General features: G+C 43.7%; 17 protein-coding genes. 10 read left to right on the forward strand and 7 right to left on the reverse strand.

Features of this window, described 5'->3' with window-relative positions:
• Positions 1-79 precede the first annotated feature (79 nt).
• The 4 genes from FTT75_RS13170 to FTT75_RS13185 all read left to right on the forward strand — a co-directional run bounded on the left by FTT75_RS13170 (position 80) and on the right by FTT75_RS13185 (position 3,746).
• Positions 80-1,045 carry a TerC family protein gene (locus FTT75_RS13170; protein WP_100329858.1) on the forward strand — a complete coding sequence of 322 codons (966 nt, stop codon included), beginning with the start codon at positions 80-82 and terminating at the stop codon, positions 1,043-1,045.
• A gap of 187 nt (positions 1,046-1,232) precedes the next feature.
• Positions 1,233-2,570: a guanine deaminase gene (gene guaD, locus FTT75_RS13175; protein WP_180186619.1), complete on the forward strand. Its 1,338-nt coding sequence runs from the start codon at positions 1,233-1,235 to the stop codon at positions 2,568-2,570.
• Between the two features lie 218 nt (positions 2,571-2,788).
• The gene (hpt, locus tag FTT75_RS13180; protein ID WP_100355776.1) at positions 2,789-3,316 is read left to right on the forward strand and encodes a hypoxanthine phosphoribosyltransferase; all 528 of its coding nucleotides are present in this window, start codon (positions 2,789-2,791) and stop codon (positions 3,314-3,316) included.
• 172 nt (positions 3,317-3,488) lie between these two features.
• Complete coding sequence (locus tag FTT75_RS13185) at positions 3,489-3,746, forward strand: GlsB/YeaQ/YmgE family stress response membrane protein (RefSeq protein WP_005173486.1); 258 nt, start codon at positions 3,489-3,491, stop codon at positions 3,744-3,746.
• 77 nt (positions 3,747-3,823) lie between these two features.
• Here the strand turns inward: FTT75_RS13185 and FTT75_RS13190 are convergent, their stop codons facing one another.
• Entirely contained in the window at positions 3,824-4,525 is a 702-nt protein-coding gene (locus FTT75_RS13190; protein ID WP_100355777.1) for a DsbC family protein, read from the reverse strand.
• A gap of 416 nt (positions 4,526-4,941) precedes the next feature.
• On the opposite strand from FTT75_RS13190, the gene FTT75_RS13195 reads away from it, so the two are divergent.
• Together FTT75_RS13195 and FTT75_RS13200 are read left to right on the forward strand one after the other, a co-directional pair.
• The gene (locus FTT75_RS13195; protein WP_074383794.1) at positions 4,942-6,087 is read left to right on the forward strand and encodes an MFS transporter; all 1,146 of its coding nucleotides are present in this window, start codon (positions 4,942-4,944) and stop codon (positions 6,085-6,087) included.
• A 407-nt stretch (positions 6,088-6,494) separates the two neighbouring features.
• Positions 6,495-7,246, forward strand: a protein-coding gene (locus FTT75_RS13200) for an IS5 family transposase (protein WP_373685564.1) whose coding sequence is annotated in 2 segments (ribosomal slippage) — positions 6,495-6,729 and positions 6,729-7,246 — 753 coding nt in all. Because the reading frame shifts where the segments join, the coding sequence is not laid out codon by codon here.
• 72 nt (positions 7,247-7,318) lie between these two features.
• Here the strand turns inward: FTT75_RS13200 and mnmE are convergent.
• The 5 genes from mnmE to rpmH all read right to left on the reverse strand — a co-directional run bounded on the left by mnmE (position 7,319) and on the right by rpmH (position 11,424).
• Positions 7,319-8,677: a tRNA uridine-5-carboxymethylaminomethyl(34) synthesis GTPase MnmE gene (gene mnmE, locus FTT75_RS13205; RefSeq protein WP_159516723.1), complete on the reverse strand. Its 1,359-nt coding sequence runs from the start codon at positions 8,675-8,677 to the stop codon at positions 7,319-7,321.
• 91 nt (positions 8,678-8,768) lie between these two features.
• The gene (yidC, locus tag FTT75_RS13210; RefSeq protein ID WP_180186621.1) at positions 8,769-10,532 is read right to left on the reverse strand and encodes a membrane protein insertase YidC; all 1,764 of its coding nucleotides are present in this window, start codon (positions 10,530-10,532) and stop codon (positions 8,769-8,771) included.
• A 5-nt stretch (positions 10,533-10,537) separates the two neighbouring features.
• Positions 10,538-10,858, reverse strand: a complete 321-nt coding sequence (gene yidD / locus FTT75_RS13215) for a membrane protein insertion efficiency factor YidD (protein WP_005173498.1) — start codon at positions 10,856-10,858, stop codon at positions 10,538-10,540.
• Between the two features lie 9 nt (positions 10,859-10,867).
• Positions 10,868-11,260 (reverse strand): ribonuclease P protein component, encoded by a 393-nt coding sequence (gene rnpA / locus FTT75_RS13220; RefSeq protein WP_005173501.1) that lies wholly within the window; start codon positions 11,258-11,260, stop codon positions 10,868-10,870.
• A 29-nt stretch (positions 11,261-11,289) separates the two neighbouring features.
• Entirely contained in the window at positions 11,290-11,424 is a 135-nt protein-coding gene (rpmH, locus tag FTT75_RS13225; RefSeq protein ID WP_000831329.1) for a 50S ribosomal protein L34, read from the reverse strand.
• A 661-nt stretch (positions 11,425-12,085) separates the two neighbouring features.
• On the opposite strand from rpmH, the gene dnaA reads away from it, so the two are divergent.
• The 4 genes from dnaA (at position 12,086) to gyrB (ending at position 18,358) form a co-directional block, all read left to right on the forward strand.
• On the forward strand, positions 12,086-13,462 hold the full coding sequence (gene dnaA / locus FTT75_RS13230) for a chromosomal replication initiator protein DnaA (protein ID WP_005173504.1): 1,377 nt from the start codon (positions 12,086-12,088) through the stop codon (positions 13,460-13,462).
• Between the two features lie 108 nt (positions 13,463-13,570).
• Entirely contained in the window at positions 13,571-14,719 is a 1,149-nt protein-coding gene (gene dnaN, locus FTT75_RS13235; protein ID WP_005173508.1) for a DNA polymerase III subunit beta, read from the forward strand.
• 28 nt (positions 14,720-14,747) lie between these two features.
• The gene (gene recF / locus FTT75_RS13240; RefSeq protein ID WP_159516722.1) at positions 14,748-15,830 is read left to right on the forward strand and encodes a DNA replication/repair protein RecF; all 1,083 of its coding nucleotides are present in this window, start codon (positions 14,748-14,750) and stop codon (positions 15,828-15,830) included.
• Positions 15,831-15,886: 56 nt separating this feature from the next.
• Positions 15,887-18,358: a DNA topoisomerase (ATP-hydrolyzing) subunit B gene (gyrB, locus tag FTT75_RS13245; RefSeq protein ID WP_180186623.1), complete on the forward strand. Its 2,472-nt coding sequence runs from the start codon at positions 15,887-15,889 to the stop codon at positions 18,356-18,358.
• Between the two features lie 1,173 nt (positions 18,359-19,531).
• Here gyrB and FTT75_RS13250 read toward each other — a convergent pair.
• The coding region (locus FTT75_RS13250) for a zinc-binding dehydrogenase (RefSeq protein ID WP_180186625.1) at positions 19,532-20,481 on the reverse strand (950 nt) is incomplete at its 5' end.

Below are 20,481 nucleotides of genomic sequence, written 5' to 3' on the forward strand. Positions count from 1 at the left end.
CATGTTGGTATAGATGTTTTTCATCTGACAACAGGTCAAGGTTTTTTTTATGGCCGATTGTCAGATGTGGAGAATTCACATGGAAACAATTGGTACGCTGTGGCTGTATCTTGTCTTTTTCGCGATTGTCGCAGTCATGCTGATCATCGATTTCGTCGGTTTTAAACATCAGCATGGCCAGGAGGTCAAAGTCCGGACTGCGGCCTACTGGAGTATTGCCTGGGTCAGTGTCGCGACCTTATTTGGTGGCGGTTTATGGCTCTATCTGGAGCAGACCGCAGGTACTGCAATTGCCAATGCCAAGGTCATGGAATACTTTGCCGGTTATCTGCTGGAAAAATCCCTGGCAATTGATAACGTCTTTGTCTGGCTGATGATCTTCGCTGCTTTCGCCATTCCACCCGCGCTGCAACGTAAATTGCTGCTCTACGGTGTACTCGGTGCGATTGTCCTCAGAACCATCTTTATTTTTATTGGCGCCTGGTTCGTTCAGGAATTCTCATGGATTTTATATATCTTCGGTGCCTTTCTGGTGTATACCGGCTTTAAATTCCTGCGTGGTCAGGATGAAGAAGAAAGCAATATTGAAGATATGGCGATTCTGAAATGGCTGCGTAAACGTATGCGGATTACCCCGCAACTTGAAGCTGACAAATTCTTTATTCGTAAAGATGGTTTACTGTGGGCAACGCCGTTATTCCTGGTTTTGATTCTGGTCGAAGCCTCGGATGTGATCTTTGCGGTCGATTCTATTCCGGCAATTTTCGCTGTGACCACCGATCCCTTCATTGTACTGACTGCTAACCTGATGGCGATTTTGGGTCTGCGCGCGATGTTCTTCCTGTTATCGGGTGCCGCATCAAAAATGCATTATCTGCCATATGGTCTCGGGATTATTCTGGTCTTTATCGGCTTTAAAATGCTGATGCTAGATGTATTCCATATGCCAATCTGGATTTCACTGAGCTTTATTGTGATTGTCTTGACAATCACGGCGATCCTGTCGATTCGCCACAGTAAAAAACATAACCAAACCACGCTCTAATAACTGTATAGACGATCATCTTTAGCGTCACAAAAGTCCGTTCAATCATGAGCGGACTTTTTTTATTGCTCGACTGCCTTACCACAGCTTCGACTTAACTCAGGCAAATGAAGTCAGCATGATCACGTTATAAATCCACTGAAGTGGGTTACAATCTATTGAAAAAATTAAAAGCACAGGTTTTAACATGTCTTCTCAGATTGCAACAACGGCAGTCCGCGGTCGTTTCCTTGATATCCAGCATACAGTTGCCCAGGCACATGAGATTGATGACCAGGTGCGCTATGTAGAAGATGGTCTGATCATCATGCAAGATGGCAAGATTCAATGGTTTGGCAGCTGGGATGAAGGGCAGAAACATCTAGCTGAAAATATCCAAGTCGCCCATTATCCTGAACAGCTGATTGTGCCGGGATTGATCGATACCCATATTCATTTCCCGCAAACCGAGATGGTCGGGGCCTATGGCGAACAACTGCTGGAATGGTTAAATACCTATACCTTTCCAACAGAAATCCAGTTTGCAGATACAGCCTATAGCGAAAAAATCGCCGAATTTTTTGTGCAGGAATTGCTTAAAAATGGCACCACCACGGCACTGGTCTTCTGTACCGTACATCCTGAATCAGTAGATGCTTTGTTTACAGCGGCGAGTCGCAGAAATATGCGCCTGATCGCCGGTAAAGTCTTGATGGATCGACATGCACCGGAAGCGCTGACAGATACAGCAGAAAGCGCTTATACCGATTCTAAATCGCTGATTGAGAAATGGCATGGGCAGGGCCGCAACCTGTATGCCATTACCCCTCGTTTTGCCCCGACGTCCACCAATGAACAACTTGAAAAAGCAGGTCAGCTCAAAGCCGAATATCCAGATGTCTATGTACATACCCATTTAAGTGAAAATAAAAATGAAATTGCCTGGGTCAAAGAGTTATTTCCGGAACGTAAAGGCTACCTGGATGTCTATCATCACTATGGTTTAACCGGTGCAAAATCAGTGTTTGCACATTGTGTACACCTGGAAGAGCAGGAGTGGGATTGCATGCAGCAGACCAATTCAGCGATTGCCTTTTGTCCGACCTCAAACCTGTTTCTGGGCAGTGGTTTATTCCCATTAAAGAAAGCGTGGGACAAGCAGGTGAAAGTTGGTCTGGGTACCGACATCGGGGCAGGCACCTCGTTTAACCAGCTACAGACCTTAAATGAAGCCTACAAAGTGCAGCAATTGCAGGGAGAAAAACTCTCTGCTTTTGAAGCCTTGTATCATGCCACCTTAGGCGGTGCTAAAGCCTTAAGTCTGGACGATCGTTTGGGGAACTTTAATATCGGCAAGGAGGCGGACTTTGTGGTGCTGGATCTAAATGCCACCGCTTTACAGCAGTTACGCCAAAGCAGAGCAAAAAATATTGAAGATGCATTTTTTGCTCTGACCATGCTCGGCGATGACCGTAATATTGCAGTGACCTATGTCTACGGAGAAGCTGTCTATGTCAAAGCCCGATGTACCCGCTCAGACAACTAAAACCCAGCACCGCCATCGCTGGCTGATCGTCTCTGCCATGTTGCTGACCTGTACTTTCATCCTGCGCAGGGATTCGCAGGCAGCAAAGAAATGATTACATTTACAGCATGCAAAACAGGTGCATCTGCAGTAGGGATGTATTAAAATTACAGTGTATTCAGGTGTTGCAGGTCAACACCTTTTTTATTTTGCTATTTTTACTTTTTAGGTATCTACCCATGACCGTTCAAATGAGCGTAATGATTTCCGCTGAAGAAATTCAAGCTAAAGTCAAAGAGCTTGGTGCTCAAATCGATGCACACTATGCCCATAGTGACAAAGACCTTGTGCTCATCGGTTTATTACGTGGTTCAGTGATTTTTATGGCCGATTTGTGTCGGGTGATTTCCAAACCTCATGAACTGGATTTCATGACGGTATCCAGTTATGGCGGTGGCACCGTATCTTCGCGTGATGTAAAAATTCTGAAAGATTTAGACGGCGAAATCCGTGGCAAAGACGTGCTGGTGGTTGAAGATATTATTGACTCGGGAAATACCTTGAGCAAGGTGCTGGAAATCCTGCAAACCCGCCAACCAAACTCGATTCAACTGTGTACTTTGGTAAGTAAACCATCACGTCGTGAAATCGATTTAAAGGTCGAATTTTTGGGCTTTGAAGTTGAAGATAAATTTATCGTAGGTTATGGTCTGGACTATGACCAGAAGTATCGTCATCTGCCATTTATTGGTGAAATCGGTCTTTAAAATTTATTTAAAAAAGTGGCTTAGGCCACTTTTTTTATGTCTCAAATAGACAGAAAAATAGGAACAAAAAATAACATCTCGTTTCAGGATTCAACTTTTTTTGCTTTCTATTCTGTTTCAAGATAATTAAACATGATGTAAAAACAAAGACATGATAATAAGGAGCATACCTATGTGGACAATTATTGTTGCGATTGTCATTGGTTTTATCGCGGGTCTGATTGCACGTGCAATTCATCCGGGTAATGACAAGGCAGGCTTTATCATGACGACACTGTTAGGTATTGCCGGTTCCTTATTGGCTACATTTGCTGGTCGTATGCTCGGTCTTTATTCGGCAGATTCTGCGGCAGGTCTGATTGCTTCCGTGATCGGTGCGGTGATTATTCTGTTTATTTATAACATGCTGACCAAACGCCGTACGGTCTAAGCGGTTCTGGCTTAATCTGAGCAGTTCCAGTAAAAGCACCCAGTCGGGTGCTTTTTGCTCTTGTATATCTCTCGACTTTATAGTGAAAATTCCTTAAAAATCTGTTCGATCTGTTCTGCCGGATAGGCCCCCATGACTTTAAAACCATTCGAAAAAATAATTGCTGGTGTCCCATTCACACCCAAAGACTGGGCCAGTTTTTTATTGCGCTCAATCGGATTGGCACAACTTTTTTTCGATTTTGGCAGGCTACCTTGAGTGATCAGATCTTCCCAAGCCTGAGCAGGATTAGACGCGCAATACACCTGTTTTGAAGGCGCAACCGATTGTGGCTTTAAAGGCAGAATAAAAGTATAAATCGTCACATCCTTGAGTTTTTTCAACTCTACTTCAAGCTGTTTACAATACGGGCAATTTGGGTCAGAAAAGATCGCAATCTGACGTTTACCCGTACCTCTTACACTTTTCACAGCATCTTGAAGCGGCAATTTTTTCCAGTCAACACTGTTCTGTTTTAGCATCAAATCACGAGTCAGATTATGCTGATCCTGAATCCGCAGCATCGACCCAGCAAGCAGATGCTGGGCATCTTCATTCAGATAAACCACTTGACCCTGCATAAAACCACTGTAGATGCCCTTCATTTCCGTGGTCTGGATATTTTCGATTTTTAAATTGGGGCTATTCTTTGCCAGATTGGCTTTTACCATATCAATATTAGCGAATGCGAAGCTTGAAATGACTGTACTTAAAGCAATGATCAGTGTTTTTTTTAACATGAATGTTCTACATGAATCAGATAAAAATATGCTTCGATTCTAATGGGTCTGCTTTTAAATTACCCACGGATTTATGTTACTGTTTATTCCAAGTTTAATCAGTGAATTATGTTTCACGTGGAACAGAAGCGATAAAAGAAGCTTAAATAACGGACAAAAATAAATTCTTGCACCACATTACATTCTGGTTAAGATTTTATATCTTATAAAATAATATATTATTTTATTGAAATCCATATAAACATATCTATTTGATTTAAAATCTTTTACTGATTCGCCCTTGACCATGTTTCTTGGCCCGCTCTACACTGCATATACTTTTCTTTTTCTTCGCTATGCCCTGACATGGATTGGCCAAGGATCAACACTATAACGGCATGTTCATGACAACAATAACCACTTGGCGACCCTTCTGGATGGTCAGCCTGGCTTTAATCATGGGAACGATTGGTACTGCTTTGGCGAGTCCACTCTATCCGATTTATCAACAACTCTGGAATTTATCCCCAAGCCAGATTACCTATATTTTTGTCGCCTATATGTTTGGCTGTCTGGGCACCTTATTGTTCCTGGGGCGCACCAGCAATAGCATTGGCTTTTTAAAAACTCTACAAATTGGCCTCGTGTTTATTAGTCTGGGTTTGATTATTTCGGTCTTTGCCAATAATGCCCTGATTTTATCTCTGGGCCGTTTCATTATCGGGATTGCCTCTGGTTTGATGACGACTTCTGCCATGCTTGGCATGATGCAGACCATTCCGGAGAGTCATAAGCAGCTTGCGCCGCAATGGGTCTCTATTTTGACTGCGATTGGCTTTGGTCTGGGTCCGTTTATCGGGGGAGTCATTGCGCAGTTTTCTCAAGCCCCGCTGGTGACTCCCTATATTCCGATTATTGTTGGAGCAGTGCTTTGTTTTATCGGCTTATTCTGGTTAAAAGTGCCTGCTTTTGAGCGTCAGCCCTTTAGTATCGCCCCCAAATTACAGCGTCCTGAGGCTCAATATCATGCTGTATTTATGATCATTGGGTTCACTGCATTTAGTGCCTTTGCTGCCTTTAGTTTATTTGCCTCACTTTCGCCTTCTTTTGTGCAAGATATTTTACCGTGGCATGGTCCTTTAGTAAGTGGTACCGCCATTACCTGTATTCTGCTGGTATCTGCAGTGGTGCAATACCTGGCCAAAGCGGTCGCTGCAAAAAAATGTCTGAATATCGGCTTGGTCATGATGCTGATTAGCCTGCTCAGCCTTGCATTGTGTATATTGCTTAAGGCAAGTTTCTTATTCTTCGTGAGCGATCTCTTATTTGGTATTGGGCATGGTTTTGCCCTGATGGGGGCTTTTGGCATAATTCATGCTATAACCACTTTGCAAAACCGGGCCGCGGTGATGTCGACCTACTTGTTTATTGGCTATTTGGGCACCATTGTGCCGATTCTTGCGGTGGGTTACTTGGCCGACCATTTTGGATTAAATTTCGCTGTGATCAGCTTCTGTGTGGCGATGAGTGCTTTATGTGTCGTGCTCTGGTTATGCCACCAGAAGCTCAGTGTAAAAGCTTAAAATAGCCCTCTGATGAGGTAATGCTGATCAGTTAAGGAGTTTAGAAATAGACTCTTTAACTTTTTAGTCGTTCATGACGGAGTCTTCACCTTATAAATCAAATACTTGAAAATAATTTGTTACTTTGGTTTCGCCCAAATGAGAAGCGAAGCTTCGCAAGGAAGGCATCTTGCGGAGCAACACTCCTCACCGCAAAACTCGGCAGCCACCATCGACTAGTAAATTTGTCGCAGAAACAATCATTTTTAAATCTAGTCCTGCCTCAAACAGTTGCGGATGACTTTTCTACTTGTCAAATATGATCATGAATTTAAAAAAGAAAATACTAGGGCGTGTCCTCATTTGAAAAATTGGTTTTAAATACTTAAAATCCTCCTTTAAGCTCTTTTGATTTCTATATTTTTTCAATGGCACGTACTCTTCTCACCGATGATATCTGGCAGCAAATTCAAGATACTATGCGATTACACGGTTGTTACTGTTCAAAGAATAGTAGAAATATCATGGAAGCGATCTTATGGAAACTGCGTACAGGCGCCACATGGCGTGATATTCCCCAAGAATTTTGTCCTTGGCAAACTGCTTACAATCGCTTTAATCGTTGGGCAAGCAAGGGATTGTGGGATAAATTTTTTTTAGATTACGAGGCATCTTGGATCAAGAATGGGTATTCATTGACGGAAGCTACATACGCGTGCATCAACATGCAAGTGGAGCTCGGCATGGTTTCGAAAGAGCAATTGGACAATCACGCGGTGGACGAACAACAAAAATACATCTTGCAACCGACGCGAATGGATTACCGATTGATTTTAAAATCACTGAGGGTGACGTCCACGACAGTCAAGTTGCAAAACAACTGATTGATACGGTAGACGAGGCAACTTATCTCATTGCTGATAAGGGGTATGATGCTGAGCACATTAGAATATATGCCAAGAACAAGAATATGATTCCCATTATTCCATTGAGATCAAACAGTAAGAGATCGAATAAGGAATTTGATAAATATCTATATAAATTAAGACATTTAGTTGAAAATGCTTTTGCGAGATTAAAACATTTCCGTGCTATTGCAACTCGATTTGATAAACTGGCACGCAATTATAAATCTATGATTCGTATAGCCTGTATATTTATTTGGTGCAAAGCCAAATGAGGACACACCCTAGTCAATTTCTTAACTGACTGGCATTCCTCTGATGAGGGCTATTTATGCATAATTTTTTGCTTACTTTCCAATACAAAACGAACCGAAAATTTTTCCAAGCAGATCATCGGCACTAAAGTCACCAGTAATTTCCCCCAGTGCATTCTGGGCTAGACGTAAGGACTCCGCCACCAGTTCACCGGCGTTGTACACCACCAATTGTTCACGTGCTTCAGCCAAATACAGTTGAGTGCGTTTCATTGCGTCTAAATGACGGGTACGTGCAATAAAGGTATCTTCTTCAGGCTGGAAGCCTGCATGCGCTGTAATCGCCTCTATGAGCGCTTGCACACCAGTTTCCTGCTTGGCAGAGACTGCGATATGCCGGAAACCATTCAAATCAGCAATTGCAGCTTCAGCACCAGTCAGATCACACTTATTCCCAATCAGCATCAGGCGTTTTGCTTCAATATGTTCAGCAAAATATTCTTGGGCCAGTTGCAGTGGATCTTCACCTTGACTTAGGTCATAGACCAGCAGTAACAAATCGGCCTGTTCGATTTCCTTGATTGCACGGCGAATCCCTTCTTTTTCGACAATATCCCCGGTCTCACGCAAGCCTGCGGTATCCGTCAGGGTAATTGGCAAGCCATTTAAGGTGATTTTTTCATGTAAAACATCACGGGTTGTACCCGCAATATCGGTCACAATCGCACGCTCGATCCCTGCCAAAGCATTCAGTAATGAAGATTTACCGGCATTCGGTTTACCGGCAATCACCACTTGCAAACCTTCACGCAATAACTGACCTTGACGTGCTGATTGCTGAACTTGCGTGACCGCAGTCGCCACACCATCGAGCAGATTCAGAATCTTGCCATCAGCCAGAAAGTCAATTTCCTCTTCAGGAAAATCAATTGCGGCTTCCACGTGCAAACGTAAATGTACCAGCTGCTCAAGCACCGTATTGACTTTGGTCGAAAATGCACCTTGCAGGGAACGAACCGCAGAACGCGCAGCTGCTTGTGAGGTGGCATCAATCAGGTCAGCAATGGCTTCAGCCTGTACCAAGTCCATCTTGCCATTTTCAAAGGCACGCATGGAAAACTCACCGGCTTTGGCAGCAATCGCACCCAGTTCCAGCAAACGTGCAAGCAAGGCATTTTGAATCACAGGACCGCCATGACCTTGTAACTCCACCACATCCTCGCCGGTAAAAGAATGCGGATTCGGGAAGCAAATGGCTAGGCCTTCATCCATAATTTCACCAGCGGTATCGTAAAACTTACGAAAGGCAGCATAGCGTGCACCGGCAAGGGGTTGTTTTGTGAGTGCTTCGGCAATTTCATAGGATTTTGGACCCGATAGGCGAATCACCCCAACGCCGCCACGTCCTGGTGGCGTTGCAATCGCAGCAATAGTCGTGGTTCGGTTGAGCATAAAATTCACCTAAAAAATCCAAAAGTTCAGCCAAAAAAAATCCGCCTAAGAGTATCATCTTAAGCGGATTTATTCAGCCCGTCATTACAACTTAGTTGACTGGCGTTGCTTCATCACGTTTGGCACGTTCTTTAGCAACAGACTTGTTAATCAAACCTTGTTGCAGGATGGTGATCAAGTTGTTCACAATCCAGTATAGAACCAAGCCCGCAGGGAAGAACAGCAAGAATACGGTAAAAATCACCGGCATAATCTTGAAGACTTTGGCTTGCATTGGATCAGTGGGTTGTGGATTTAAGGACTGTTGAATATACATCGTCAGACCCATTAACAATGGCAGGATAAACCATGGATCCATTGAGGATAAATCCTGAATCCAGAGCATCCATGGCGCATGACGCAGTTCAACCGATTCCATCAAGACCCAGTACAAAGCCAGGAAGATTGGCATTTGTAATAACAGCGGTAAACAGCCCGCAAGCGGATTGACCTGTTCACGTTTGTACAGTGCCATCATTTCCTGAGAGAAGCGCATACGGTCTTCACCAAACTCTTCTTTCATACGCTGCATTTCTGGAGCAATCACACGCATTTTCGCCATTGAGCGGTAGCTCTTCGACGACAATGGCCACAGAATCAGTTTCACCAGAATGGTCAATAGAATAATTGCCCAGCCCCAGTTACCCACTAAACCATGGAAGAATTCCAGACCCACGAACAAGAGCTTCGCAATTGGCCATAACCAGCCATAATCGACTGTTTGGTTTAAACCTGTGGCCAAATCCTTCAATTCTGACTGGATTTTTGGACCTGAATAGAAGGTCGCATCAATCTCGGCCACAGTACCTGCAGGCACATTAAAGGTTGGAGAAGTAAAACCAATAATGTTCATGTTATCGGTTGATTTACGTGATTCAAGCTTGGCGCTATACGCTTCACCATTACCCTGAGTCAACTTCAGATTACCAGGTACCCAAGCACTGACAAAGTAGTGCTGTACCATGGCAACCCAGCCACCTGTCGCTTCAGTACTGACTTTTTCTTCAACAAAGTTGTCAAATTTAAGCTTGTTGTACTGCTCGTCTGGCGTACCCCAGGCACCGCCCAGGAAAGTCCCTAACGTGAAAATACCCTGGTCTGATTTACCCGGATCTTCTGAATTATCACGTTTGATCTGGCCAAACATCTGACCTTGCCAGGTCTGAGCACTGCGGTTCACCACTTTGTGGTTCACAACAACCGGATATTCACCTTCAGTGAAATTGAAGGTTTTGATAATCTCGACACCATCCGCGGTTTTAAATACCAACGGTACAGACAAGACTTTAAGGTTTTCACCCTCTTTAGATTTGGTTGCTTTCGCGTCTGCCAAGGTATAAGCGGTTTTTTCCAGCTCATACGTCGGACGGCCGTTACGGCTGCTGTCCGGTCCATTCAGACCGATCAGACCAGACTGAGCGACATAAGTACGTTTCGCATCGCTTTCCAGCATCACGAACGGTTCATCGCTGTCCTTGTTTTTGTCATGATTGAGTAATTCAACACGAACAATATCACCACCTTTCGGATTGATCCAAAGATGATAAAGGTCAGTTTGTACTGAAATAAGCTGCTGACTTACAGGTGCTGTGGCATCCGTGGCTTGCTGCGCTGGCATATTCGCTTGTGGCAGATCAGAGGCAACTGTAGCCGTCTGAGCATTTGGCAAATCTGCAGATACGTCATGCGAAACAACAGCAGTTTCTGACTGCGGTTTGGTTTCAGCATTTCCATAATCTTTTTGCCACGCCAAAATAAGCAAATATGCGACAACAAACATGGCTCCGAGAATTGCAATCCTGGCCCATTGTTGCATATGTATTACCCCAAGTGGTGAGAGTGATTTTGGTTCAATAAACGATCACGAAAGGGTACAGCAACGTGAAGCGTTTGAGAATCTATTTGCTGAAATGAAATAAAACGAATCGCTTTAGAGGGAACAGGATCATATCCCGAGCCCCCCCACGGATGACAACGGCAAATACGCTTAGTAGCCAGCCACACTCCACGTCCAGCCCCATGTATCTGGACTGCTTCCAAGGAATATTGAGAACAAGTTGGAATATAACGACAGCGCGGCCCCAATAAAGGACTGATCGCAATCTGATAAAAACGTATCAACCAATGTAGTAAACGTACCATTGGCCTACTCTACTTTTGTGGGGAGGGGGCTATTTTTGTATGCTTTTTGGCAAGACGGTTCAGTTTTTGCCAAGCAAATTGTAATTGCTGATGCAATTCTGCATTAGGCACTGCTTCCACACCCATTTTTGGCATGATTACAATGTCTAAGTCATCTAATTGCTGTTGATGCAGGCGAAAACTTTCGCGAGCAAGTCGTTTTACTCTATTTCGTTCGTGTGCTCGGCGCACTTTCTTCTTAGCAACAACTAAACCCAAACGGCTATTTGGCAGTTCGGAATGTTTTGCAAGAAATAAGAAATGGGGCTGATGCACTTTAAAAAGCGCACCATCAAACACACCTTTATAATCGGCGGCACAGCGTAATCGCAACTCTGTACCAAAACTATAAAGTTTTGTCATAACACCCAAAATCGTCTTAGCGTAACTGATTAAACAGTTAAGCTATGACGACCTTTTGCACGACGGCGAGCTAATACTTGACGACCAGCTTTAGTAGCCATACGAGCACGGAAACCATGAACACGCTTACGCTTTAATTCAGATGGTTGGAATGTACGTTTCATATTGAAACTCCAAAAAATGATCTTTCTATGAAGGTCCGCGATTTTAGTGCTCATTGCTTGAGCTGTCAATGCAAAAGCACTTTTCTTTTCAAATAAGCTTAAAAAAGATTTTTATACGAGTTTTCAAAAAAACTGTTGCTAAAATGACTAAATTATACTTAACCACAGATTAAATTATTGTTATACATAGATATATAACTTATAAACAACTCTATCAACAAAGTTATCCACAATCCATCTAGGGTTTTAAAAGCAAGATTCTGTTTTTGAATTTAAATTCGTAGTCTCTCGATTTATCCACAGAAAACTCAAAGCTTATAAATAAATTCAAATTTATAAATTTAAGTTTATTATTATTAGGGAGCACTTTTTCTATGGATAAGCCACTTTTTATTTAACTAAACATACATTTATGTTGTGGATAAAACTGTTTCTAATAATTTTATACTTTGTGGATAACTTTGTGCTATATTTTATCCACAGCTTGCGGATAAACTTATCCACACCGGGTTTTAAATTTAAATTTATGCACGATGATGGCTTTTTGCACAGTTTCTGTGGAAATGATCATGACAGATGTGGATAACTTGGTTAGAATGGCGACCCGCTTTTGGTCGCGGTCATCTTTTTGAATGAACAATGGAATGAATAGGGGATTCACATGCTTTGGACGGACTGCTTAAATCGCCTGCGACAAGAGCTCTCTGGAAATGTCTTTACAATGTGGATTCGCCCATTGGTTGCAGAAGAGCTGGAAGATAGCTTGCGTTTGTATGCACCTAATCCTTACTGGACGCGTTACATTCAAGAGCATCATCTGGAACTGATTACGATTCTGGCCGAACAGCTGTCTGAAGGACGGGTACGCAAGGTCGAAATTTTGGTCGATTCACGTCCTGGTGCGATTTTATCGGCCAGTGAACAGCCAGCGACCACCACCGCGGCGTTGAGTTCAACCCCAATGCCGGTACAAAAACCGAAAAAAGAAAAAGAAGATACGGTTAAAAATAGCCGTAGACGTCAGCTCAATCCGTTATTTACTTTCTCGCTGTTTGTCGAAGGCCGTTCTAACCAGATGGCAGCAGAAACCTGTCGCAAGGTACTGACCCAACTCGGTGCTTCACAGCATAATCCCTTATTTTTATATGGGCCGACCGGTCTGGGTAAAACTCACTTGATGCAGGCCGTGGGCAATGCACTGTTGCAGGCCAAGCCGAATGCACGGGTGATGTACATGACCGCGGAAAGCTTTGTACAAGATTTTGTTAGTTCTTTGCAGCAAGGCAAAGTGGAAGAATTTAAGAAAAACTGCCGTTCTCTGGATTTGTTACTGGTCGATGACATCCATTTACTGGCCGGTAAAGAAGCCAGCCTGGTAGAATTTTTCTACACCTTTAACGCACTTTTAGATGAATCTAAGCAGATTATTCTGACCTCGGACCGCTATCCAAAAGAACTGACTGAACTGGATCCACGTTTAGTTTCACGGTTTTCCTGGGGCTTGTCGGTCGGGGTTGAACCACCGGATATTGAAACCCGGATTGAAATTTTATTAAGAAAAGCCGAAAGCAATCAGGTGGATTTACCGCGTAACTGTGCCCTGTTTATTGCGCAGCAGGTGGTGGCTAACGTGCGTGAACTGGAAGGTGCGCTAAACAAAGTGGTGGCGATTTCACGTTTTAAAGGCACACCGATTGATCTGGATGTGGTGCGTGAATCCTTAAAAGATGTGCTGGCGATTCGTGCCCGCACCATCAGTACTGAAAATATTCAGCGTGTGGTCAGTGAATATTTCCGTATTCCCTTAAAAGAGATTGTCGGACCGAAACGCACCCGAATTTATGCCCGTCCACGTCAGCTGGCGATGGGTCTGGCACGTGAACTGACTGGCGACAGTTTTCCAGAAATTGGCATGGCTTTTGGTGGTCGTGATCACAGTACCGTGATGCATGCCTGTGAGAAAGTGCAGAGCCTGCGTGAGGAAGATCCAATCTTTAACGAAGACTATAAAAACCTGCAACGTCTGTTGCAAAGTTGACCTAAATCGCTCAAATTCTATTCTTGCTATGCGGCTGCTTTTGCCGCATAGTAAACCGTTAAAAATTCACTTTTTCTATATTAATCTTCAGCTTTAGAGGAATGCACCGTGCGTTTAAAAATCGCGAAAGAAAGCTTACTGAATGTTCTCTCACATGTCGTAGGAGCGGTTGAACGTCGCCATACCTTAAATATTTTATCTAACCTGAAAATTCAGGTGACTGCCCAGGCATTAACGGTGACCGGTTCCGACCTTGAGGTTGAACTGGTGGCCAGTACCGCACTGGCTGAAGGTGCATGTTTGCAGGCCGGGGAAACCACAGTTCCGGCGCGTAAGCTGATTGATATCTGTAAGTCACTTCCTTCAGCGGCATTGGTGGATTTGCATATTACTGAAGATCAGCGCTGCATTCTCAAATCAGGTAACAGCCGTTTTGTACTGGGTACCTTGCCTGCTGATGATTATCCATTACTGAATACTGAAAACACCCAAGGTACGCAAGTAACTGTTACCCAGCGTGAGCTGAAGCGTTTATTCGAGAAAACTGCCTTTGCGATGGCGGTGCAGGATGTGCGTTTTTACCTGACCGGTACTTTGCTGGAAATTGATGCTAATCAGCTACGTGCTGTGACCACCGATGGCCACCGTCTGGCGCTTTGTGAAACTGCGGCTCAATCTACTGCGACCCAGCCGATTCAAGCGATTGTGCCACGTAAAGCCGTTGCGGAATTACAGCGTCTGCTCAGTGTTGAAGATGAGCAGTTATCTTTGCTGATTGGTCGTGAACTGCTGAATGTGACCATCAATATGCCAAGCCGTGACAAGGAACAGGCCGATATTACCGTGCGTTTTACCACCAAACTGATTGATGGTAAATTCCCGGATTATCGTCGTGTGATTCCACGTGGCGGTGACAAAATCGTGATGATTGCGCATGATGTGTTCAAGCAGTCTTTGCAGCGTGTCGCGATTTTAAGTAATGAAAAACTCCGTGGTGTATTCCTGAATTTTAATGCCGATTCCCTGCAACTTCGCGCCAATAACCCGGAACAGGATGAAGCGATTGAGGACTTAGCCATTCAATATGCTGACTCACCGCTGGAGATGTCGTTTAATGCGCAGTACTTGATTGAGGTGCTGGGTGTGCTGGATGGTGATGATGTCTCCATGACCATGACTGAAGCCAATCAGTCTGTGTTAGTACAAGACCCGGCACATACCGATCAAACTTATGTCGTCATGCCGATGCGTGTTTAAGTCGCGGCTATTGATACTCGTATAAGACATGCATATTACGCGTTTACATATTGAGCGTGTACGGAATTTAAAGACGGTTGCTCTCCACGGATTGCAGCCGTTTAATGTTTTTTATGGCCAAAATGGTTCAGGCAAAACCTCGATTTTAGAAGCGATTCATTTACTTGCTGCCGGTCGTTCTTTCCGTACCCATATCCCGAAAAATTATATTCAGCATGGCGCACAGGACGCGATTGTGTTTGCACAGTCCGCGACCGAAAAAATCGGCATGCAAAAAATGGCCAGCGGGGAACAGCTGATCAAGGTCAATGGTGATCTGGTGGCAACGCAGGGCCAACTCGCCAAGCTATTGCCTTTGCAGCTGATTGACCCACAAAGCACCGATATTATTGATCATGGTGCCAAGCCACGACGTCAACTTTTAGACTGGTTAATGTTCCACGTGGAACCTGAGTTTTATCATGCCTGGCAATATTATTCGCGTGCCTTGAAGCAGCGCAATAGTTTGCTCAAAAGCAAACGTTTCTTGAGTCTGTCCGATTTGGAGCCTTGGAACCAGATGCTGAGCGAATATGGCGAGATTTTACATTCGCAGCGTGCGGGTATCGTGGAACAGTGGAAGTCCTTTTTTGAAGATGATCTGCAGCAGCTGTTGCCTGATCTGCAGATCAGTCTGGAATACAGTCCGGGTTTTCATAGTGAAACCGGCCTGCTGAATGATCTGACCAATCAGCATGCAAAAGATCTGGAAAGACGTTATACAGAATACGGTCCACATCGCGCAGATTTACGTCTGAAAACCCCTCTGGGGGATGCCGATGTGATCCTGTCACGCGGGCAAAAAAAGCTGCTGATGATGGCGTTAAAACTGTCGCAAATCGCAATGCTGCATTCTTGTAATAAGGAAACTGTGGTATTATTAGATGATGTGACAGCAGAATTAGATTTAACCGCACAACAACGTTTAATTGAGCGATTGAGCCAACTTGGTAGTCAAGTTTTTATTACCACCTTAGACCATGAATCAGTACAAAAGCACTTACATGATTTGTCTATCTCATATCAGTTATTCAATGTTGAAAACGGTACAGTTCAGGTTGTTGTGCAATAGTATTTTTTTAGTTTTACCCATCTTGGGATAGACCTATTTTTCACTAGGGAGAAACCATGAGTTCAGAAGATCAAGCTGCTTCTCAAACAGAACAAACCATTGAAAAGGCTTATGATTCCTCTAGCATCAAGGTATTACGTGGTTTAGACGCAGTACGTAAGCGTCCGGGCATGTACATTGGTGACACAGACGATGGCACAGGCTTGCACCACATGGTGTTTGAGGTAGTCGATAACTCGATTGATGAAGCCCTGGCAGGCCACTGTGATGAAATTTTAGTGACGATCCATGAAGATGAATCGGTTTCAGTTTCTGACAACGGTCGTGGTATTCCAACCGATATTCACCCTGAAGAAGGCGTGTCTGCGGCAGAGGTGATTTTGACCATTCTGCATGCCGGCGGTAAGTTTGATGACAACAGTTACAAGGTCTCAGGCGGTCTGCATGGCGTAGGTGTGTCTGTGGTCAACGCACTCTCTGAAAAACTACTGTTGAACATCAGTCGTGCAGGTAAAACTTATGAACAGGAATACCGTCATGGTGATCCTGTTTATAAATTACGTGAAACAGGGATAACCGAAACGTCAGGTACCACTGTACGTTTTTACCCAAGTGCTGAAACTTTTAGCCAAACCATATTCAATGTCGATATTCTGGCGCGTCGTTTGCGTGAACTATCGTTTCTGAACGCAGGTGTACGCATTGTACTTCGCGATGAGCGCGTCAACCTTGAAAATATCTATGACTATGAAGGTGGTTTATCTGAGTTCGTTAAATACATTAACGAAGGCAAAACGCATCTGAACGATATTTTCCATTTCACTACTGCACAGCTCGATACCGGCATTACGGTAGAAGTGGCATTACAGTGGAATGATTCTTATCAGGAAAACGTACGCTGCTTTACCAATAACATCCCGCAAAAGGATGGTGGTACACATTTGGCCGGTTTCCGTGCTGCACTGACCCGTGGTTTAAATAACTATATGGACAGCGAAAATATCCTGAAAAAGGAAAAAGTTGCAGTCTCGGGGGATGATGCCCGTGAAGGTTTAACCGCGATCGTCTCGGTGAAAGTGCCTGATCCAAAATTCTCTTCGCAGACCAAAGAAAAACTGGTGTCGAGTGAAGTAAAAACTGCGGTTGAGCAGGCCATGAACAAGGCATTTTCTGAATATCTTTTAGAAAATCCACAAGCAGCGAAATCGATTGCCGGCAAAATTATTGATGCCGCGCGTGCCCGTGATGCAGCGCGTAAAGCCCGTGAAATGACCCGTCGCAAGAGCGCACTGGATATTGCCGGTCTTCCAGGTAAGCTGGCCGATTGTCAGGAAAAAGATCCAGCCTTGTCTGAACTGTATCTGGTCGAGGGTGACTCTGCGGGTGGATCTGCGAAGCAAGGCCGTAACCGTAAAATGCAGGCGATTTTGCCGCTGAAAGGTAAGATTCTGAACGTAGAGCGTGCGCGTTTCGACCGGATGATTTCCTCTGCGGAAGTCGGCACACTGATTACTGCACTTGGCTGTGGTATTGGTCGTGAAGAATATAACCCGGACAAATTGCGTTACCATAAAATCATTATCATGACCGATGCTGACGTCGATGGTTCGCACATTCGTACGCTGCTGTTGACCTTCTTCTTCCGTCAGATGCCGGAACTGGTCGAGCGTGGTCATATCTATATCGCCCAGCCACCACTCTACAAGCTGAAAAAAGGCAAGCAGGAACAGTACATCAAAGATAACGATGCACTGGAAACTTACCTGATTTCCAATGCCATTGACGAGCTAGAACTGCATATCAGTGCTGAAGCACCTGCGATTCGTGGTGAAGCACTGGCAAGGGTGATTGCCGATTATCAAACCTCACAGAAGAGCTTGGCGCGTTTAACCCAGCGTTATCCGGCGAGCTTGCTCGATGCTTTGCTGTCGCTGGACGCCTTTAAACTCGATCAGCTTGAAGATAAAAGTTATGTCGAAACTTGGGGTGAAAACCTGCGTGCAGCGATTGAAGCCATTCAGCCGACGCTACGTCCAGAATTAACGCTGGAATCTTTCGAGAAAGAACTGGCAGATGGTCAGAAAACTCAAAGCTGGTTACCAAGAATCACCATCTATGTGCATAACCTGCCACATAGTTATCTATTAGACTCTGTGCTTTTAGGTTCAAGTGAATATGCACGTTTATTAAAGAATTCGAAGAGCTGGTTCAGCCTGCTTGAAGAAGGTGCTTATTTACAAAAGGGTGATCGTAAGATTAACGTGAACAATTTTCATCAGGTTTGGCAGCATATTCTGTCTGACTCGCGTCGCGGTATGATGATCCAGCGTTATAAAGGTCTGGGTGAGATGAATGCGGAACAGTTGTGGGAAACCACCATGGATCCGGATAACCGTAACATGCTGCAAGTGACAGTCACCGATGCGATTGAAGCAGACCGCATGTTCTCTTGTCTGATGGGCGATGATGTGGAACCACGTCGTGCCTTCATTGAAGAAAATGCCTTGAATGCAGACATTGATACCTGATTAAGATGATTTTAAAAAGCGCCTTTCGAGGCGCTTTTTTGATGCAAAATTTATGCGAATATCATCTGAATTATTTTAGAAGCATTCCAACCTAGGTCGTGCTTTTCTGCCAAATGATCAGCTGATTTTAGCTGCAAAAAAAAGTCGAATTAAGCGGTGGCTAATCGACCTAAAAAAATTATCCATAAGTAAGCAATATAAAGACAAGTATGAGATCTGGATGAATGCAATTTATCATGGTGGGGAAGTAATTGTGCCACTATAAATATGAAGATTTTAGCAGGGTTTAAAGGATAACTATCGATACTAGGATCAATTGTACATATGCTGCAAAATAGCGTGTAGAAGCCATTGAAGCCAAAGTTGGTGTATGAAAAATACCCGTAGCGAAGGCCGAATTGAAGAGTGGAGAGCGATAGAGCTGGAAAATAATAAATACAAAATGATAAAGCTGGTTTTTTTAAATTCTATTATTTGAATGGCTTATTAAAATATCCTGCCGTATCTCAAATAATATGTGAATAGGATTATTTTAAGGTCTGCTCTAAATATGATCAAATATGTGGATAACTACAAAGTTATCCCTAATTAGTTATGTGAATAAGATTGTATTTATCCACAAACCAACTCCCTCTCTAGTTAATTTCTGGTTTTAAATTTAAAATATTTGGCTTGTGGACAAGTGCTTTTGAATTTAAAATGGTGTTTTGAATTTAAAGTGCTATTTAGAGTTATATTTCCTCTGTTATACAACCCTGCAAAATCAATAGCTACTCGTCAGCATGCTTGAGCAGCTATTTTTATTGAAAACTATAAATACTTTTAAAATTAATTACTTATATATCTATTGTAGTTTTATTTAATAATGAGCATGAAACATATTTTGATTGAAAAATAGAGGGTGTAGTTAAACTACATAATTAATTTAACAATCAAGTGAATTTTAATTTTTTAATTTAAAATCATCGTGTTATTTTTTTTATTCCTTCTTGAGGTTTGTATTTTCTGGCTGAGTGCTAAATCTCATTGTGACAATCATGCTATGCATGATGTTTAGAAAAAACAGAAAAGGACATCAAAGTTTTGTGAATTGAAAATAGAAAAAATACAATTCATCAAATGCGGTAAAAAACAAAAAAAGCGCCTGACGGCGCTTTCTTATTGCTTAAATTTTTATGGTGTCAGGATAATCTTGCGGCAGTCTTCTTCACGTTTATCGAAAATGCGATAACCTTCAGCAGCATCTTCCAGTTTCATGCGATGGGTAATAATCAGGTCTGGCGAAAGATCACCATTTTCAATATGTTCCAGTAATTGTGGCAGGAACTTATGCACATGGGTTTGTCCCATTTTAAAGGTCAGACCTTTATCGAAGGCATCACCAAACAGGAAACCGTGAATTGGACCGGCATAAACCCCCGGCACACTGACCACACCGCCACGGCGCACCGCCGCAATACATTGTCTTAGCGCAGAACCACTCGAACCTTCCAGTTTTAGATTGGTCATTACCGTTTCCAGCATACTCCCTTTGGCCTCAAAACCCACCGCATCAATCACCGCATCGACACCACGATAACCTGCCGTATTTTGAATGATGAATTCGGCTGCATCCACGTCATCAAAATTGACCGGAATCGCCCCATAAGTTTGATGAGCAAAACGCAAGCGATAAGGATGGTGATCGACCATAAAGATCTGTTCGGCACCGAGCATACGTGCGCAGGCCGCAGCCAGCAGACCGACCGGCCCAGCTCCATAAATGGCGACACTGGAACCTCGGCCAATCTGGGCATTGGTCACAGCTTGCCAGGCTGTGGGTAAAATATCGGTCAGAAACAATACTTTTTCATCAGGCAGGGAGCCGGGAACCTTAAACGGTCCGACATTGCCTTTGGGAATCCGCACATATTCGGCCTGACCGCCTGGTACACCGCCATACAGATGGCTATAACCAAACAGGGCGGCACCTGGTGGAATCTGTTTTTTATTGATAATCGCACCACGTCCGCTATTGGTATTTTCACAGGCAGCCATCAGCTCGTGTTCACAGAAAAAACAGTGGCCACATGCAATCACAAAGGGAATAATCACCCGATCGCCTTTTTTTACTGAAGTGACTT

It is taken from the genome of Acinetobacter sp. YH01008 (genome assembly GCF_013420435.1).
GTDB classification, from domain to species: Bacteria; Pseudomonadota; Gammaproteobacteria; order Pseudomonadales; family Moraxellaceae; genus Acinetobacter; species Acinetobacter pseudolwoffii.

What these genes read in the sequence shown, in the direction of transcription:
- FTT75_RS13170 (WP_100329858.1), top strand. Translation starts at nt 80, where the DNA reads ATGGAAACAATTGGTACGCTGTGGCTGTATCTTGTCTTTTTCGCGATT.
- guaD (WP_180186619.1), top strand. Translation starts at nt 1,233, where the DNA reads ATGTCTTCTCAGATTGCAACAACGGCAGTCCGCGGTCGTTTCCTTGAT.
- hpt (WP_100355776.1), top strand. Translation starts at nt 2,789, where the DNA reads ATGACCGTTCAAATGAGCGTAATGATTTCCGCTGAAGAAATTCAAGCT.
- FTT75_RS13185 (WP_005173486.1), top strand. Translation starts at nt 3,489, where the DNA reads ATGTGGACAATTATTGTTGCGATTGTCATTGGTTTTATCGCGGGTCTG.
- FTT75_RS13190 (WP_100355777.1), bottom strand. Translation starts at nt 4,525, where the DNA reads ATGTTAAAAAAAACACTGATCATTGCTTTAAGTACAGTCATTTCAAGC.
- FTT75_RS13195 (WP_074383794.1), top strand. Translation starts at nt 4,942, where the DNA reads ATGGTCAGCCTGGCTTTAATCATGGGAACGATTGGTACTGCTTTGGCG.
- mnmE (WP_159516723.1), bottom strand. Translation starts at nt 8,677, where the DNA reads ATGCTCAACCGAACCACGACTATTGCTGCGATTGCAACGCCACCAGGA.
- yidC (WP_180186621.1), bottom strand. Translation starts at nt 10,532, where the DNA reads ATGCAACAATGGGCCAGGATTGCAATTCTCGGAGCCATGTTTGTTGTC.
- yidD (WP_005173498.1), bottom strand. Translation starts at nt 10,858, where the DNA reads ATGGTACGTTTACTACATTGGTTGATACGTTTTTATCAGATTGCGATC.
- rnpA (WP_005173501.1), bottom strand. Translation starts at nt 11,260, where the DNA reads ATGACAAAACTTTATAGTTTTGGTACAGAGTTGCGATTACGCTGTGCC.
- rpmH (WP_000831329.1), bottom strand. Translation starts at nt 11,424, where the DNA reads ATGAAACGTACATTCCAACCATCTGAATTAAAGCGTAAGCGTGTTCAT.
- dnaA (WP_005173504.1), top strand. Translation starts at nt 12,086, where the DNA reads ATGCTTTGGACGGACTGCTTAAATCGCCTGCGACAAGAGCTCTCTGGA.
- recF (WP_159516722.1), top strand. Translation starts at nt 14,748, where the DNA reads ATGCATATTACGCGTTTACATATTGAGCGTGTACGGAATTTAAAGACG.
- gyrB (WP_180186623.1), top strand. Translation starts at nt 15,887, where the DNA reads ATGAGTTCAGAAGATCAAGCTGCTTCTCAAACAGAACAAACCATTGAA.